This is a genomic window from Chitinibacter sp. FCG-7 (assembly GCF_040047665.1).
GTDB classification, from domain to species: domain Bacteria; phylum Pseudomonadota; class Gammaproteobacteria; order Burkholderiales; family Chitinibacteraceae; genus Chitinibacter; species Chitinibacter mangrovi.
On the sequence record NZ_CP157355.1, the window covers coordinates 79,053 to 94,336 of the forward strand.

The 15,284-nt window shown below is 55.6% G+C and carries 16 protein-coding genes; 6 read left to right on the forward strand and 10 right to left on the reverse strand.

Annotated features, from left to right (window positions below):
• Positions 1–87: 87 nt before the first annotated feature.
• Genes ABHF33_RS00345 through ABHF33_RS00355 form a run of 3 tightly spaced genes read right to left on the reverse strand, consistent with a single transcriptional unit; the run spans position 88 to position 2,568 of the window.
• Positions 88–864, reverse strand: coding sequence for a ferredoxin--NADP reductase (locus ABHF33_RS00345; protein WP_348945102.1), 777 nt, complete (start codon positions 862–864; stop codon positions 88–90).
• 19 nt (positions 865–883) lie between these two features.
• Positions 884–1,822, reverse strand: a complete 939-nt coding sequence (locus ABHF33_RS00350; RefSeq protein WP_348945103.1) for an electron transfer flavoprotein subunit alpha/FixB family protein — start codon at positions 1,820–1,822, stop codon at positions 884–886.
• A complete protein-coding gene (locus ABHF33_RS00355; protein ID WP_348945104.1) occupies positions 1,819–2,568 on the reverse strand; it encodes an electron transfer flavoprotein subunit beta/FixA family protein in 750 nt (249 codons plus the stop codon). Before ABHF33_RS00355 ends, ABHF33_RS00350 begins: the two co-directional genes overlap by 4 nt.
• Positions 2,569–2,721: 153 nt before the next feature.
• Here ABHF33_RS00355 and ABHF33_RS00360 point away from each other — a divergent pair, with 153 nt between their 5' ends.
• The 3 genes from ABHF33_RS00360 to ABHF33_RS00370 all read left to right on the forward strand — a co-directional run bounded on the left by ABHF33_RS00360 (position 2,722) and on the right by ABHF33_RS00370 (position 6,087).
• Positions 2,722–4,356 carry an electron transfer flavoprotein-ubiquinone oxidoreductase gene (locus tag ABHF33_RS00360; protein WP_348945105.1) on the forward strand — a complete coding sequence of 545 codons (1,635 nt, stop codon included), beginning with the start codon at positions 2,722–2,724 and terminating at the stop codon, positions 4,354–4,356.
• Positions 4,357–4,747: 391 nt separating this feature from the next.
• Entirely contained in the window at positions 4,748–4,978 is a 231-nt protein-coding gene (locus ABHF33_RS00365) for a hypothetical protein (protein ID WP_157314738.1), read from the forward strand.
• A gap of 17 nt (positions 4,979–4,995) precedes the next feature.
• On the forward strand, positions 4,996–6,087 hold the full coding sequence (locus ABHF33_RS00370) for a DUF3616 domain-containing protein (protein ID WP_348945106.1): 1,092 nt from the start codon (positions 4,996–4,998) through the stop codon (positions 6,085–6,087).
• 32 nt (positions 6,088–6,119) lie between these two features.
• Here the strand turns inward: ABHF33_RS00370 and ABHF33_RS00375 are convergent, their stop codons facing one another.
• Complete coding sequence (locus ABHF33_RS00375) at positions 6,120–6,353, reverse strand: DUF1289 domain-containing protein (protein ID WP_348945107.1); 234 nt, start codon at positions 6,351–6,353, stop codon at positions 6,120–6,122.
• A gap of 112 nt (positions 6,354–6,465) precedes the next feature.
• Here ABHF33_RS00375 and ABHF33_RS00380 point away from each other — a divergent pair, with 112 nt between their 5' ends.
• Positions 6,466–7,296 carry a UDP-2,3-diacylglucosamine diphosphatase gene (locus ABHF33_RS00380; RefSeq protein ID WP_348945108.1) on the forward strand — a complete coding sequence of 277 codons (831 nt, stop codon included), beginning with the start codon at positions 6,466–6,468 and terminating at the stop codon, positions 7,294–7,296.
• A complete protein-coding gene (locus ABHF33_RS00385; RefSeq protein ID WP_157314734.1) occupies positions 7,293–8,351 on the forward strand; it encodes a glycosyltransferase family 4 protein in 1,059 nt (352 codons plus the stop codon). The genes ABHF33_RS00380 and ABHF33_RS00385 overlap by 4 nt, the downstream gene beginning before the upstream one ends.
• A gap of 107 nt (positions 8,352–8,458) precedes the next feature.
• On the opposite strand, the gene ABHF33_RS00390 is transcribed toward ABHF33_RS00385, so the two are convergent.
• From ABHF33_RS00390 to metE, 4 genes are all read right to left on the reverse strand, one after another.
• On the reverse strand, positions 8,459–9,163 hold the full coding sequence (locus ABHF33_RS00390; protein ID WP_348945109.1) for a peptidoglycan DD-metalloendopeptidase family protein: 705 nt from the start codon (positions 9,161–9,163) through the stop codon (positions 8,459–8,461).
• Positions 9,164–9,171: 8 nt separating this feature from the next.
• Positions 9,172–9,723, reverse strand: coding sequence for a DUF1415 domain-containing protein (locus ABHF33_RS00395; RefSeq protein WP_348945110.1), 552 nt, complete (start codon positions 9,721–9,723; stop codon positions 9,172–9,174).
• A gap of 122 nt (positions 9,724–9,845) precedes the next feature.
• A complete protein-coding gene (locus ABHF33_RS00400) occupies positions 9,846–10,340 on the reverse strand; it encodes a GAF domain-containing protein (protein WP_348945111.1) in 495 nt (164 codons plus the stop codon).
• Between the two features lie 61 nt (positions 10,341–10,401).
• Positions 10,402–12,795, reverse strand: a complete 2,394-nt coding sequence (gene metE / locus ABHF33_RS00405; RefSeq protein WP_348945112.1) for a 5-methyltetrahydropteroyltriglutamate--homocysteine S-methyltransferase — start codon at positions 12,793–12,795, stop codon at positions 10,402–10,404.
• Between the two features lie 112 nt (positions 12,796–12,907).
• On the opposite strand from metE, the gene ABHF33_RS00410 reads away from it, so the two are divergent.
• On the forward strand, positions 12,908–13,828 hold the full coding sequence (locus tag ABHF33_RS00410; RefSeq protein WP_348945113.1) for a LysR family transcriptional regulator: 921 nt from the start codon (positions 12,908–12,910) through the stop codon (positions 13,826–13,828).
• 30 nt (positions 13,829–13,858) lie between these two features.
• Here ABHF33_RS00410 and ABHF33_RS00415 read toward each other — a convergent pair whose 3' ends face one another.
• Both ABHF33_RS00415 and ABHF33_RS00420 read right to left on the reverse strand, forming a co-directional pair.
• A complete protein-coding gene (locus ABHF33_RS00415) occupies positions 13,859–14,332 on the reverse strand; it encodes a GNAT family N-acetyltransferase (protein WP_348945114.1) in 474 nt (157 codons plus the stop codon).
• The gene (locus tag ABHF33_RS00420; RefSeq protein WP_348945115.1) at positions 14,329–15,222 is read right to left on the reverse strand and encodes a mechanosensitive ion channel family protein; all 894 of its coding nucleotides are present in this window, start codon (positions 15,220–15,222) and stop codon (positions 14,329–14,331) included. The genes ABHF33_RS00415 and ABHF33_RS00420 overlap by 4 nt, the downstream gene beginning before the upstream one ends.
• Between the last annotated feature and the right edge of the window lie 62 nt (positions 15,223–15,284).

A 15,284-nucleotide genomic window follows, 5' to 3' on the forward strand; every position in this document is an offset into this window, starting at 1 on the left:
GACACGCCCGCTTGCAAGCGCAAACTCTATTGCATTGCGGGCACAAGCGTACAACAGAGCTGCGCTTGAGCGAGCGATCTCTGGGGTCTATTTCTCGACAAAAGCGCGTTCGATCACATAATCACCTGGCTCACCAATCCGTTTGGAGACCTGAAAGCCGCGGGCGTCGAGCATCTTGCACGTGTCTTCCAGCATCGCCGGGCTGCCGCACAGCATGGCGCGGTCGGTTTCCGGGTTCAGCGGCGGCAAGCCGATGTCGTCGGTGAGCTTGCCCGACTCAAACAAATCGGTCAGTCGACCCTGATTGCGAAACGGCTCGCGCGTCACGGTGGGGTAATAAATCAGTTTTTCGCGCACCATATCACCGAAAAACTCATTATTCGGCAATTCGTGCTCGATGTAGTGCGAGTAAGCCAGCTCGCTCACCGTGCGCACGCCGTGCACCAGAATGATCTTGTCAAAACGCTCGTACGCTTCCGGGTCTTTGATCAGGCTCATAAATGGCGCCAAACCGGTACCCGTGCTGAGGTAATACAGATTTTTACCCGGCTTTAAATCCGACAGCACCAACGTGCCGGTAGGCTTGCGGCTCACCAGCAGTTTATCGCCCTCCTGCAAATGCTGCAGGCGAGAGGTTAGCGGGCCATTGGGCACTTTAATACTGAAAAACTCCAGGTTTTCTTCGTAATTGGCGCTGGCAATCGAGTAAGCACGCACCAGCGGCTTGTCGTCAACTTCGAGGCCAATCATGACAAACTGACCATTTTCAAAGCGCAGCGATTCATCGCGCGTAGTGGTGAAGCTAAATAGCGAGTCATTCCAGTGACGCACACTCAGAATGGTTTCATGGGCAAATTTGGACATGGTCTTAACCTTGGGTAATTTATTGTTTTAAGGCGGCACTGAGTTCGGGTACAACGTCAAACAGATCGGCCACCAGACCGTAATCGGCCACTTTGAAAATCGGCGCTTCAGCATCATGATTCACCGCCACAATCACTTTGGCGTCCTTGATCCCGCCAACGTGCTGGGCTGCGCCCGAGACGCCAAAAGCAATATACAAATCAGGCGCAATCACCGTGCCGGTCTGCCCGACTTGCGCGTCATTCGGCGCCATGCCGCTGTCCACGGCCGCGCGCGTTGCGCCGATGGCCGCGCCCAATTGCGCCGCCAGTGGCTCTAAGGTGTCGTGGAATATTTCCTTGCTACCCAGTGAGCGACCACCTGAGATCACCACTTTGGCGCTCGCTAGCTCGGGGCGATCTGAAACGGCCAGTTCACGGGAAATAAATTGCGCTTTACCCGCGTCACCCGTCGCTGCGATCGACTCCACTGCCCCATCACCGCCCGTTTCCGCCACGGCTTCAAATACCGTCTGGCGAATGGTGATCAGCGCCAGCCCGGCGGGCGCGGTCACCGTCGCGTTCAGGTTGCCGGCATAAATCGGGCGGACAAAAGTGCGCTCGCCGATGATTTGGGTGACTTCCGACACCATCGCTGCGTCAAGCAAGGCCGCTGCGCGTGGCAGCAGGTTTTTGCCAAAGCTCGTTGCTGCCGCCAGCACCGTGCTGTAGCCGGGCGCCAGTTTGACCAGCAGCGGGGTGAGATTTTCGGCGATGCCGTTGGCGTACTCGGCCGCATCAGCGACTAGTATCTTGCTCAAGCCCTTGATAGATTTGGCTTGCAGAGCAATACCTTCAAGATCACTTCCTGCCAACAATAAATGTACGTCGCCCCCCAGTTGGCCCGCCGCCGTAATGGCAGAACGCGTTGCGGCCTTGATGCCGTGGCTATCGATTTCAGCAATCACAAGAATACTCATGGCAGCACCTTCTCTGCGCGCAAGGCAGCAACTAATTCAGCAACATTATTCAAAATCCGTCCGGCTTTGCGCGGTGGCGGCTCAGCCACATTCAGCAAGGTCAGACTTGGCGCGGCGGTATCACCCAGCTCGGCCAGGGCGATATTTTCCAGCAGTTTTTTCTTGGCCATCATCAGCGCGGGCAACTTAATAAAGCGTGGCTCGTTTAGACGCAAATCGGCGCTGATCACCGCAGGCAAAGCCAGTTGCAAGGTTTCCTGACCACCGTCGATTTCGCGCACTACTGTCGCTTTGCCATCGCTAATCTGCACGCTCGAAGCAAATGTCGCTTGTGGCCAGGCCAGCAAGGCGGCCAGCATTTGCGCGGTTTCTGCCGCATCATCATCAATCGCCTGTTTGCCAGTCATCACCAGCTGTGGCGCTTCGCGTTCAACCAGTGCGCGGTAGATTTTGGCCGTTTGCAAAGGCTGCACCACAGCATCGGTTTCCACCAGCAGCGCCCGATCTGCGCCCATCGCCAGCGCGTGACGCAGTACATCCTGATTAGCCGCGCTGCCAATGGCCACCGCCAGCACTTCTGTCGCTACGCCAGCTTCTTTCAAACGCACCGCCGCTTCCAACGCATTTTCATCAAAAGGGTTGATACTCATTTTGACGCCTGCAGTTTCAACGCCCTTGCCATCGGCAGCGGGTCTGACCGTGACCTGATAATCCACAACCCGTTTAATACCGACCAATATTTTCATTTTCGCCTCTCAGGCTGTCCTAGGCTGGCTGAATCAAGCAGCCGCAGCAGAACAGTGTGTTTAAACTTTGCAAGGATTCTATATAGGCGTAGAATATCTGTAAATCAGATTAATTAAATTAAATATATCCATTAAATCTATATAGGATCAATCATGAGCAATCGCGATCAAATGCAATACGATGTCGTCATTGTTGGTGCAGGGCCAGCCGGTTTGTCGGCCGCCATCCGGCTCAAGCAGCTCAATAGCGAACTGAGCGTCTGCATTCTGGAAAAAGGCGCGCAAGTTGGCGCGCACATTATGTCGGGCGCGGTGATTGACCCTATTGGTTTAAATCAATTACTCCCCGACTGGCAAAACCGCCAACCGCAACTGGCAACACCCGTGAGCGCTGATGAATTTCTGGTGCTCGACGAAGATGCCAGCTACCGCCTGCCGCATGCCTTACTGCCACCACCACTACGCAATGACGGCTGTTTCATCGTGCGCCTAGGCGAAGTGTGCGCCTTTCTGGCGCAAGAGGCGGAAAAGCTCGGCGTTGAAATCTACCCCGGCTTTGCCGCCAGCGAGGTTTTATACAATGAGCTAGGCGCGGTATGCGGCATAGCCAGCGGCGATATGGGCATTGCCAAGGACGGCAGCTACAAAGCCGACTACACGCGTGGCATTGAAATTCTGGCCAAATACACCCTGATCGGCGAAGGTGCGCGCGGCTCGCTGACCGGCGAGCTGGAAACGCATTTCGGCCTGCGCAGCCAAAGCGATCCGCAACACTACGGGCTGGGCATTAAAGAAGTCTGGCAGATCGCGCCCGAGCAGCACCAGCTGGGCAAAGTGCAGCACGCGCTGGGCTGGCCACTCGATAGCGACGCGCAAGGCGGCGCATTTATCTATCATTTGCCCAATAATCTGGTCGCAGTCGGTTATGTGGTCCACCTCAATTACCGCAACCCAACGCTATCGCCATTTGATGAATTGCAGCGTTTTAAAACTCATCCCAGCATTCGCCCGTTATTCAAAGGCGGCAAACGCATCGCCTATGGCGCACGCGCAATTGCCGAGGGCGGCTGGCAATCACTACCGCAGCTCTCCTTCCCCGGCGGCCTACTGATGGGCTGTGCGGCGGGCCTGCTGAATTTTCCGCGCATCAAGGGCGTGCACAACGCCATGCTATCGGGCATGGCGGCTGCGCAGGCGGTGAACGCAGCAATCAGCGCCGGGCGCGAAAACGACAAACTGGCCGACTACCAGACGCAGCTCGACAGCAGCGGCGTGCTGCCCGAGCTGCACAGCGTGCGCAACATCAAGCCTGCGCTGGCCAAACTGGGCACACTGACTGGCACGATGTACGCTGGTACCGAGCTGTGGCTAGCCCGTTTCGGCGTAAAACTGCCATGGACGCTGCGCAGCAAACTACCCGATCATGCCTATCTCAAAGCGGACTGTACCCCGATCAAATACCCCAAACCGGATGGCATACTGACCTTTGGCAAGCTGGACTCGCTCACCCTCGCAAATGTCTCGCACGAGCACGATCAGCCCGTACATATGCAGCTACGCAACGCAGAGCTAATTACACCGGTGCATTTAAGCCATGAAATCAAGGCCGAATGCCATTATTGCCCGGCAGGCGTGTATGAAATTGTCGAGTTGGCCGGACAGAAAAAATACCAGATCAACGCGCAAAACTGCCTACACTGCAAAACCTGTGACATCAAGGACAGCGCGCAAAATATCCACTGGGTCACCCCCGAAGGCGGTGGCGGCCCCATGTATACAGGCATGTAGTATCTGCTTGTAGACTTTATTAAATATGCCCTACAAGGCTATACTCTATAGCTCGTCATGATTGACGAGCGCAGGCTGCTGACAAAGTGGAAAATCACGATTTTTAAGTCTCGGTAAAACCGAGCCTTAGAAACAAGGCACTGAATCTGCAGCCTTGATGTTTTATTCCCGCCCCTCCCGTCCCCTCATTGAGGGGAGCCTCGCTTCGCGAGTAGGGTTGGTCATCAATCTGAGCTCGTCATGATTGACGAGCTTTTTCTTGCCTCGGAAAAATGCTGTCTGTTTTTGCCACCCCGTCTTGCAAGGTGGCATTGAGGCGCAACTTTTGCTCAGTGACTTGTGTAATTTCAGTCAATAATGGGTTTACAAACCGTCATGCCGGGAACATGCCATGATTAGCGAAAAACAAACGGTGAAAATCCGCCGCGACCGGATGCAAATTTATCCTGCCGCCACTGGCAGGCTACTCGATGGCCGCAAAGGCCGCGTTCTTGAAGTGTATGTGCCGCTGGGTGCCAAAGAAGCCGTGGTAAAAGTGCGCTGGTTTGCCCGTCGCCCCAGCGAAACCGACGTCACCATGGAACACCCGATGAGCGATCTGGAAGTCATCCCCAACCCGTAAACCACACTGAGTCCACCATGAAAACCCAGCTTGAGCCTCACGCAGTACGCCTTGAATTTGATGAAGAATTGCTAGTCCACGCCAATCTGTCCGGCGCGGCCTTTGTCGGGAATGAGCTCTGGGTCGCTGGCGATGAAGCCTGCGGTCTTGATCGCCTGCAAGCACTACCCCAGCTGGGTGCAGAACAATTGCGCTTTGGTCAGGGCATTCACTTTCCGCTGGCTGACTATCTGGATTTACCCGACGCCGCCGACATCGAAGCGGACATTGAAGGGCTGGATTTTCACGGCGGCTATCTGTGGCTGGTTGGCTCGCACGGACTGAAGCGGAAAGCGCCGCGTGCGGGCTATAGCGAGAAGAAAAATCTGGAGCGCTTAGCCACGGTCAGCAGCGACGGCAATCGCTGCCTGCTGGCGCGCATTCCGGTGATTGCAGTGCAAGATGGAAATACCCTCAGCAAGCATACGCCTGAAGGGCTCTCTGCGGCTAGGCTACGCGGCAATACCCTTGAGAATGACTTAAGCAAACTACTAAAAAAAGATCGCCACTACGGCGCTTATCTGGCCATTCCGGGCAAAGACAATGGTTTTGATATTGAAGGGCTGGCGGTGTGCGACGAGCGGATTTTGCTCGGTTTGCGCGGCCCTGTGTTGCGCGGCTGGGCCGGACTGCTGGAAATCCGCAGCAGGGAACAAAAGGGTGAATTACGGCTGGACGACATTGCGCAGTCGGACGAAAAACTGCGCAAGCATTTTCTGAATCTGGCCGGGCTGGGCATCCGCGATTTGCACTGGTCGGGCGATGATTTGATCATTCTGGCTGGCCCAACAATGGCGCTGGACGGAGCGATTCGGGTGTTTCGTTGGCCGGACGCAGCGCAAGCGATGGCCAATGTCGACCCCAGCGCGAGTGAAGTACTCTGGGAGACAGGCCCGATCGAAATGCTGAGCCTGCCTTATGGTGCCGGGCAAGATCGGGCCGAGGCCATCACCGCCCTACCCTCAGGCCAAGAGCAGCAATGGCTGGTGCTGTACGACGCGCCATCAGCACAGCGCAAGCTGAGCGAGCAAACCGTGCTGGGTGATCTGATTACATTCAAACAGGATTGATTAATCAGCCACTCGCCCCCCATTCATTTGCCTTAGCGATCTCGCGCCAGCCACGGTGGTGGCAAGCCCCGGCTGGCCCAGTGCTGCTCCAGCCGCTGCCAGATGATTTCTTTTTGCTCGGCGGGCAAAGCCACCCACATCGCCACTTCCTGCATGCTGCGTCCGCAGCCACGACAAACCTCATCACCCAGCGCCGTTGAGCACACGGCGATGCAGGGTGAATCCGGACGATTACCCGGATTGCTTTGATTACTTGTTATCGCCATTGTTGTTCCGCCAATTAAAAATCAAGGGTTGTCATATTTCATTCATTTTTCAGTCGCACTACTGTCATGTGACAGCGGCAAGATGGTTTTACACCCTCGACGGAGTGCGATTATGGCTAATGAATTACGCTTTCGCAGCATCTGGATTTCCGATGTCCACTTGGGCACTTCGGGCTGCCAGGCCGAGTATTTGCTGGATTTTCTCAAGCACACCGAATGTGATCATCTGTATCTGGTCGGCGACATTATCGACGGCTGGGCTTTAAAAAGAAACTGGTACTGGCACCAGAGCCATAACGATGTGATCCAGAAAGTGTTGCGTAAAGCACGCAAAGGCACCCAGGTTACGTTTATTCCCGGCAACCACGATGAAGCCGCCCGTCAGTTTATTGGCCTGATGTTTGGCGAAATCAAAATCGAAGACGAAGTCATCCACACCACGGCCAATGGCAAGCGCTATCTGGTGCTGCATGGCGATCAATTCGACGCAGTGGTGCAGTGCGCCAAGTGGCTGGCCATTGTCGGTGATCGGGCGTATGGCATCACACTCAAGCTAAATCATTGGTTTAACCGCGCCCGCGCCCGCATGGGGCTGGGCTACTGGTCGCTGTCGCAATACCTGAAACACAAAGTCAAAAAAGCCGTCAATTTTGTCACCGACTTCGAAGAAGCCGTCGCCGCCGAGGCCAAAAACCGCGGGCTTGATGGCGTGATCTGCGGCCATATCCACAAAGCCGAAATGCGCGAAATCAACGGCGTGATGTATTGCAACGACGGCGACTGGGTGGAGAGCCTGACCGCACTGATTGAGCTGCCCAATGGCGAACTCAAAATTATTAACTGGCAAAAGCTTTACGGTGAGCAAGCTGAACAATTAGCAGCTTTATTGCCGAGCCCATCTTTAACTCCTGTCCTTCAATTGAACAAAGGAAATGCGGCATGAAGATTTTGATCGTTACCGACGCTTGGGAACCCCAAGTCAATGGTGTGGTACGCACTCTCAAACAAACGCGCGCCGAACTACAAAAAATGGGCCACACCGTGGACTTGCTCACGCCACTGGAATTCAAGACCGTCCCTTGCCCGACCTACCCTGATATTCGCCTGTCCATTCTGCCGGGCAGCAAGGTCAAGCAGCGCATCAGCGAATTTGCCCCCGATGCAATCCACATCGCCACCGAAGGCCCGCTGGGCTTGGCTGCACGCAAATATTGCCTGAAACACAAACTGCCCTACACCACGGCCTACCACTCGCGCTTCCCGGAGTATGTGCAGCTGCGCTTTGGTATTCCTTTATCGTGGACCTATGCCTGGCTGGCGCGTTTTCACAACTCCGCACAAGCCGTCATGGCGCCGACACGCGTGGTGGTGGAAGACCTGGAAAAACGCGGCATCAAGAATGTTGTACTGTGGTCGCGTGGCGTTGACCTGGAAGTGTTCAAACCCGGACGGCGCGACAAACTGGCCTCGCGCTCACCGATTTTTGTGTATGTCGGCCGCGTGGCGGTGGAAAAAAACGTGCAGGCATTTCTGGAGCTCGATTTGCCCGGCAGCAAATGGATCGTCGGCGATGGCCCGGCCGCAGCGGGGCTCAAAGCACAATACAAGGATATGCCCAATATTCACTGGCTGGGCGTGCTCAATCAAACCGAGCTGGCCGAAGTGTATAGCAGCGCTGATGTGTTTGTTTTCCCGAGCAAGACCGATACTTTTGGCCTGGTATTGCTCGAAGCAATGGCCTGCGGTTGCCCTGTAGCGGCATACCCTGTCACCGGCCCGATTGATGTCATCGGTCAGGATGGTCCGGGCTCGCTCAATGAAGACCTGCGCGAAGCGTGTATTGGTGCGCTGCATATTGATCGCGACGAAGTACGCCGCTTTGCCGAGCGCTACTCATGGGCCGCTGCCAGCCGCCAGTTTGCCTCACACCTGCATCCATTCACCCCGCACGCACAGCAAGAATTGCGTCTGGCCGAGCAAGGTGCGGGCGGCGAATAATCTGGCCCTGTCTTTATCCGGGCCTGTCGCTACCAAGCGCAAGGCCACACCCGCCACGATTTTGTGGCGGCGTGTGGCCTTATTCGATTGTTAGATCAAACGGGCGATCAGCGCTCCGGCAGCTGCGCCAGCGGATTGGTCGGCTGGCCTTTGAAGCGCAATTCAAAATGCAGCTTCACCGCATCAGTACCGCTTTTGCCCATTCTGGCAATCGGCTGCCCTTGGCGCACTTGCGCGCCCTCAGCCACCAGCAGCGCCTGATTATGCGCATACGTTGTCAGATACTCGCCGGCATGGCGCACAATCACCATATTGCCGTAGGCGCGGATGCCATCGCCCGCGTACACCACCTTGCCGTCGGCGGCAGCCAACACCGGGTCGCCCTCTTTACCGGCAATATCAATCCCTTTATTGCGCGGTGGCGCATATTTGCCGACCAGATTGCCTGCGTGCGGCCAGACCAGCGACAAGCTGACCTTGGGTACGGGGGTTGCACTCGCGGCGGGTTTGCTCGCAGGCGACTTGGTGCTTGCTGGGGCTGGCGGCTTGCTTGCGCCATCGGCGCGGACACGCAAAAGCTGACCAACCGCAATATGGTTATCGCTCAACTGATTCCAGCTTTTAATATTGGCAACAGACTGATTGTGGGCCTTGGCAATCCGGTACAGCGTATCACCGGTCTGCACCCGGTAAAAACCCGGCGCAACGCGGGTATTTCCAGCCACCGAGCCAGAATTCGTGCTGCTACAGCCCGACAAGCCGAAACCCAGCAATATCAAGGCCATAAAACAGCTGAGAAGTCGGGCAGACATCAGCACGCTCAAGCCTTGCCTTGCGACAAGCCCAGCGCCAGCCAGCCACTTAGGCCGATTTTTTCCAGTGTGGCGATATTGCGCTCGAAAATGCTTTCCGGATTGGGAAAGGCCGCAACCGCCTTGGCGATACTGTCTTCGCGCAGCAAGTGCAAAATCGGAAACGGTGCCCGATTGGTGTAATTGCCGATGTCACCCGGCTCGGTATCGGCAAACTGAAAATCTGGATGAAAGCTAGCAATTTGCAGTATGCCTTCCAGCTCGTGTTCGGCCACCACTTCGTCGGCAATGGTCAGAAAATCGTTGAAGACGTCAAAGTCAGGAAACAGCGTTGGATGAATCAGCAGCGTGGTATCGACTTCATCAGCGCTAACGCCAGCCAGAAAATCCAGCTCGCGATCCAGATCGTCCAGAAAACCATCCAGATGCCGGGCGTGCGAGACGACAAAACGGATCTGGTTTTTCACATACACCGCTTTGGCAAACGGACACAAATTAAGCCCGATGACTGCCTGCTCCAGCCAGTGCCGCGTTTTTTCGATGACCAGTTCGTCCGACATGCCTTTTACCTTGTTGATATTGCCAATAGCGCGATTTTACCGGGCTTTGGGCGCAAGGCGCAGCGTCAAGACAAGAAATAACGCGCATACCGGGTGGTAAAACTGCCACTGCGACGCAGAAATTAACGTGCGGGCAGTTTTTCCAGCTCAGCCACCACCAGCTTGGCCATGTCTTGCAGCATTTCAACTTCAAATGGCGCAAGGCTTCTGGGCTGACGATCTATCAGGCACAGCGTACCGACGTTGCAGCCATTGGCAGCCTGCAGCGGCGCGCCCGCATAAAAGCGGATTTGCGGCTCACCAGTGACCAGCGGATTGTCGGCAAAGCGACTATCCAGCAAGGCATTTTCAACAATCATGACGTCGTTTTGCAAAATAGCATGCCCGCAAAACGAAATATCGCGCGCGGTCTCGCTGGCATCAAGACCGCAGGCCGATTTAAACCACTGCCGGTTCACGTCCACCAAGCTGATCAGCGCTATCGGCACGCGAAAAAAACTTGCCGCAACGCGGGTTAAATTATCAAAACGCTCCTCGGGTGGCGTATCAAGGATTAAAAAATTGCGCAAGGTGGCAATGCGTAGCGCTTCATCACTGGCGACTGCGGGTGCTTTCATTCTGGGTCAGCCCTCTCTTTGAGTTCTGATTATAGATAGAGATAGCCCCGCAGTGCAGCAACTAGTTGCAGGCGCAGCTGCCAGTGTGCGCTGGAGTGAATACGCGTGTGGCATCAATCACAATGCGCTGCCCCTGGGCAAGTGCCGCGCGTGCTGCATGCGTGGCGGTCAGCATATTGGCCAGCGCCGCTTCGGTTTCCGGCCAACCGCGTGTTTTCAGGCCGCAATCGGGATTGATCCACAGTTGCTCAGCCGGAACGACTTCGAGCGCTTTGGCGATCAGCCGCAACATCTCATTCACCTGCGGCACGCGCGGGCTGTGAATATCGTAAACGCCGGGGCCGATTTCATTTGGATAGCTGAAATGGCCGAAAGCTTCGAGCAATTCCATATCCGAACGGCTGGTTTCAATCGTGATCACATCGGCGTCCATCGCCGCAATCGCGGGCAGAATGTCGTTAAATTCCGAATAGCACATATGCGTGTGAATCTGCGTGTCATTGGCAACGCCCGAGGCCGAAATCCGGAAAGCACGCCCAGCCCAAGCCAGATAGTCTGCCCAATCGGCTTGTTTCAATGGCAAACCTTCGCGGAAAGCTGGTTCGTCAATCTGGATAATGCCGATGCCAGCGGCCTCCAGATCACACACCTCATCACGAATCGCCAGCGCGATCTGATCGCAAGTGGTCGAGCGCGGCTGATCGTCACGTACGAATGACCATTGCAAAATCGTCACCGGCCCGGTCAGCATGCCTTTCATCGGCTTTGTAGTCAGGCTTTGCGCGTAGCTCGACCAAGCCACGGTCATTGGCTTATTTCGTGACACGTCACCGAACAAGATCGGCGGTTTAACGCAGCGACTGCCATAGCTTTGCACCCAGCCAAATTGCGTAAATGCAAAGCCCGCCAGCTGCTCGCCAAAATACTCAACCATATCGTTGCGCTCGGCTTCGCCGTGCACCGGCACATCAATGCCTAATTGGTCCTGCTTTTGCACCACCAGCGCGATCTCGGCCTTCATTGCTGCTTCGTACTGCTCAACCGAAATTTCACCGCGTTTAAATGCCGCCCGCGCAGCGCGAATTTCCTTGGTTTGCGGGAACGAGCCTATCGTCGTCGTTGGCAGCACTGGCAGATTAAAGCGTGCGCGCTGCGCTGCCTGACGCGTCACAAACGGTGCCAGACGCTGATCGATCTGCCCATCCAGATTGGCCAGCCTTACCGCCACCGCCGGATTATGAATCCGCTGGGAGGTGCGACGTGCATGCTGCGCGGCCTGGTTTGTTGCCAGCTCGGCGCTGACATCCTGCCCGTTGAGCGCTTGTTTCAGAATGCTCAATTCAGCCAGTTTTTGCTTGGCAAATGCCAGCCACGATTTCAACTCGCTATCAAGCTGCGCCTCCTTCGTTTCTTGTTCCAGATCAACCGGCGTATGCAGCAATGAGCAGCTAGGCGCAATCCACAGCGCAGCTCCCAGGCTGGCGTGCACAGCTTGCAATTTTCTCAGTGCCTGCCCCAGATCTGCAGCCCAGATATTGCGGCCATCAATGATGCCAACCGACAGTATTTTTGGCGTTTTTTGCGCAGCCCAGACATCGGCAAACGGCGAGAGCTGGTCTGGCGCACGCACTGCATCAATATGCACGCCAGCCAGCGGCAAATCGGCCAGCAATTGAGCGTGCTCGGCAACCGAATCAAAATACGTCGCCAGCAAGATGGGCACGCCCGCACAAGCCAGCGTGCGATAAACTGGCTCAAATGCACTCACCCACTCAGCAGGTAGCGACAAAGCCAGAATCGGCTCGTCAAGCTGCAGATGCGCCACGCCCAGACTCGCCAGCTGACCAACAACACGGGTATAGGCTGCAACAATAGCGGGAATAAGCTCTAGCTTGCTATACCCATCCTGCTTGCATTTGGACAACCACAAGAAAGTCAAAGGCCCCGGCAGCACCACTTTAGCCTGATGGCCTTGCGCCAGCGCGTCTGCTACCTCGTCAAACAACCAGTTCACCCCCCCGTCAAAGCGGGTTTGGCGACTGAGCTCGGGCACCAGATAGTGGTAGTTGGTATCGAAATACTTGGTCATTTCCATCGCAAACTGCTCGGTATTACCGCGAGCGAGTTCGAAATATTGCGGCAGGCTCAGGGCCTGGGCGTCAAAGCCGAAACGCGGTGGAATCGCGCCAAGTAGTGCCGCCGTATTCAGTATCTGGTCGTACCAGGCAAAATCGCCCACGGTGACAAAATCCAGCCCTGCTGCGGCCTGCCAATCCCAGTGACGACGGCGCAGCGTCTGGCCGGTTTGCGCTAACTCGGCCTCACCGATTTCGCCACGCCAGAATTTTTCCAGCGCAAATTTGAGCTCGCGCTGCGCACCGATGCGCGGAAAGCCCAGAATATGCGCCTTCACGCCCAGATCATTCACGCCACTTAATGCATTAATCGTACTCATTACAAAACACCTCATCCATGAAAGTGATTTGCATAGTACGCCGCACAGCGATATGATTACAGCTCATTATTTTTGCAATCAACGTGAAAATAACTAATCAATCGGAATAAGCATGCAATCCCTACTCGAACTTCGCCACCTGAAAACCATTACCGCCATTAGCGAAGCAGGCAGCCTGACGCGCGCCGCAGAACGCCTGCACCTAACGCAATCGGCGCTCTCGCATCAGGTACGCCTACTAGAAGATCACTACGGGCTGCCACTGTTTGCACGCAAATCCAGCCCGCTCAAGCTCACCGCAGCAGGCGAAAAACTCGCGGCACTGGCACAGGAAGTACTGCCCGCGATTGCCGCCACCGAACGCGATATTGCGCGGCTGCGCGAGGGGCAAGCAGGCCAGCTGCGCATTGCGGTGGAATGCCACACCTGTTTTGACTGGCTGATGCCGGCGATGGATCAGTTTCGCCATCACTGGCCGGAAGTGGAGCTGGATATTGTGTCGGGCTTTCACGCCGACCCAGTGCAGCTGCTGTACGAAGATCGCGCCGATATTGCAATTGTGTCCGAAGTCGAGGCACAGCCCGAGCTGACGCATCTGCCACTCTTTAGCTACGATATGGTCGCGCTGCTGGCACTTGACCACACGCTGGCGGCCAAGCCATATCTGGAAGCTGCCGATTTTGCCAGCGACACGCTGATTACCTATCCGGTGCCCGACGAGATGCTTGATCTGCTGCGCAAAGTACTGAAACCCGCTGGCATCAACCCCAAACGCCGCCCCACCGAGCTAACAGTCGCCATGCTGCAACTGGTCGCCAGCCGCCGTGGCATCGCCGCGCTACCGCGCTGGAGTGTGCAATCGTATCTGGATCGCGGCTATGTACTGGCCAAACCGATTACCGCGCAAGGACTGAAAAGCGAGCTGCACGCCGCGCTACACAGCGAACGCAAACAGGCCGCCTATCTGCTGGATTTTGTGGAAACCATGCGCCAGGTCAGCGTACAGAATCTGCCGGATGTGGTGTTGCTATGAGTGATGCGGCAGGTTAGCGATCATGACAGCTCACACAGAATCCGCCATGCATTTTTCCATGAAAACTTCTGCGACGGGATTGTCATTGTATTTGGGAATTTCATAAAAGCCATGCTTCCTAAATATGGCCAATGCAGCCGTTGACTGCTTCATGCTGTCCAGTCTGATCTTTTTGAGGCCGGATAATTTTGCAAAACCAATCGCATGAGCTATCAATGCACCACCAAGCCCTTGGCGCTGGTGCGATGGCAAGACGAAATAGCGTTTTATCTCACCAACACATGCGTTCTGGTCAATAATCCTGACAGCAATACAACCAATGATGGATGCATTTTCCAGTAGCAGCCAGAAATCCCCGCCGTCATGCTGATAGCTTGCCTGAATATGCTTAATATCTGCGGGTAAATTAGCCCGATCAAGCGTGCACCCTCGATGAGCCTGCACAAATTGCAGGAATTCTTCTACCTTATTCTGCAATTCAGGCCGAAATGAGATCAAATTCATCGAGACTCCGAAAGCGGTTCAGGCTGAGTAATTCCAGCCGATTGCGGAGACTGCTGTCGTAAAAACTCGCGCAAGACGGCCTGCTCGACTTTGGCGCGCTGGCCTAGCGGTACTGGCAATTGCAACTGGAAGGCAATCGAGTCGAGCTCTTCCAGATCGATTCTGACGCGGGGCTCAAGCACTAGGGCATTGAGCACCTGCATGTTTTGCTGCTCTTGCGCGTGCAAGGCCAGCTCCTGCTCGTAGCTCACAATGGCCTGCTGGCCAGCTGCAAGCAAAACGGATTCGGCTGCCTGCCAGTCGTCATCGCGGGCAATACGCACATGGACGGTGTGCATCACAAACTGCCCCAACCGCGTTTCATTAAACACCGGATTGGCCAGCAACAGACTATTGGGGATCGTCACCACGCGCCCCACAGTACCCTGCTGGGCGCTGGCATAGCTTGATTCGGCCACCGTAAACGACAGCACATTGGTATCGACCACCTGCCCCTTGAGTTTATTAAACTCGATGCGATCGCCCACGCTAAACGCGTGCGTGCTGGTGCGGTAGATCGAGCCCATCAGACACATAATCATTTCTTTGGTGGCCAGCACCAGCGCGGCGGCAATGGCGACCAGCGACACGGCTAGCGTTTGCAGCTCGCGCCCCCAGATAAACAGCAAACCGGCCAGAAACAGCAGCAGCCACATATTGCGCAAAGTCACCAGCCAGCGGCGTTTAACCTCAACGCTCAGATCGGTACGTCTCAGTACCGAGCGCTTGACCAGGGCTCGCGCAATCACCAGCAAGACCATAAAAATCAGCGTGGCGGCCACATCGTGCTGCGTGGGTTTATCCACCGCCGAGGGCAATAAATCATTCAACCATTGTGGCGGAAAGTACATCGATTTTTCTCCCGAATCAGCTCAGAAAGCAGTCTCGCCGATAAAAAAGCCCTGCAGTGCAG

What these genes read in the sequence shown, in the direction of transcription:
- ABHF33_RS00395 (WP_348945110.1), bottom strand. Translation starts at nt 9,723, where the DNA reads ATGTCGGACGAACTGGTCATCGAAAAAACGCGGCACTGGCTGGAGCAG.
- ABHF33_RS00350 (WP_348945103.1), bottom strand. Translation starts at nt 1,822, where the DNA reads ATGAGTATTCTTGTGATTGCTGAAATCGATAGCCACGGCATCAAGGCC.
- metE (WP_348945112.1), bottom strand. Translation starts at nt 12,795, where the DNA reads ATGAGTACGATTAATGCATTAAGTGGCGTGAATGATCTGGGCGTGAAG.
- ABHF33_RS00420 (WP_348945115.1), bottom strand. Translation starts at nt 15,222, where the DNA reads ATGTACTTTCCGCCACAATGGTTGAATGATTTATTGCCCTCGGCGGTG.
- ABHF33_RS00400 (WP_348945111.1), bottom strand. Translation starts at nt 10,340, where the DNA reads ATGAAAGCACCCGCAGTCGCCAGTGATGAAGCGCTACGCATTGCCACC.
- ABHF33_RS00380 (WP_348945108.1), top strand. Translation starts at nt 6,466, where the DNA reads ATGGCTAATGAATTACGCTTTCGCAGCATCTGGATTTCCGATGTCCAC.
- ABHF33_RS00375 (WP_348945107.1), bottom strand. Translation starts at nt 6,353, where the DNA reads ATGGCGATAACAAGTAATCAAAGCAATCCGGGTAATCGTCCGGATTCA.
- ABHF33_RS00360 (WP_348945105.1), top strand. Translation starts at nt 2,722, where the DNA reads ATGAGCAATCGCGATCAAATGCAATACGATGTCGTCATTGTTGGTGCA.
- ABHF33_RS00345 (WP_348945102.1), bottom strand. Translation starts at nt 864, where the DNA reads ATGTCCAAATTTGCCCATGAAACCATTCTGAGTGTGCGTCACTGGAAT.
- ABHF33_RS00365 (WP_157314738.1), top strand. Translation starts at nt 4,748, where the DNA reads ATGATTAGCGAAAAACAAACGGTGAAAATCCGCCGCGACCGGATGCAA.
- ABHF33_RS00410 (WP_348945113.1), top strand. Translation starts at nt 12,908, where the DNA reads ATGCAATCCCTACTCGAACTTCGCCACCTGAAAACCATTACCGCCATT.
- ABHF33_RS00415 (WP_348945114.1), bottom strand. Translation starts at nt 14,332, where the DNA reads ATGAATTTGATCTCATTTCGGCCTGAATTGCAGAATAAGGTAGAAGAA.
- ABHF33_RS00385 (WP_157314734.1), top strand. Translation starts at nt 7,293, where the DNA reads ATGAAGATTTTGATCGTTACCGACGCTTGGGAACCCCAAGTCAATGGT.
- ABHF33_RS00355 (WP_348945104.1), bottom strand. Translation starts at nt 2,568, where the DNA reads ATGAAAATATTGGTCGGTATTAAACGGGTTGTGGATTATCAGGTCACG.
- ABHF33_RS00370 (WP_348945106.1), top strand. Translation starts at nt 4,996, where the DNA reads ATGAAAACCCAGCTTGAGCCTCACGCAGTACGCCTTGAATTTGATGAA.
- ABHF33_RS00390 (WP_348945109.1), bottom strand. Translation starts at nt 9,163, where the DNA reads ATGTCTGCCCGACTTCTCAGCTGTTTTATGGCCTTGATATTGCTGGGT.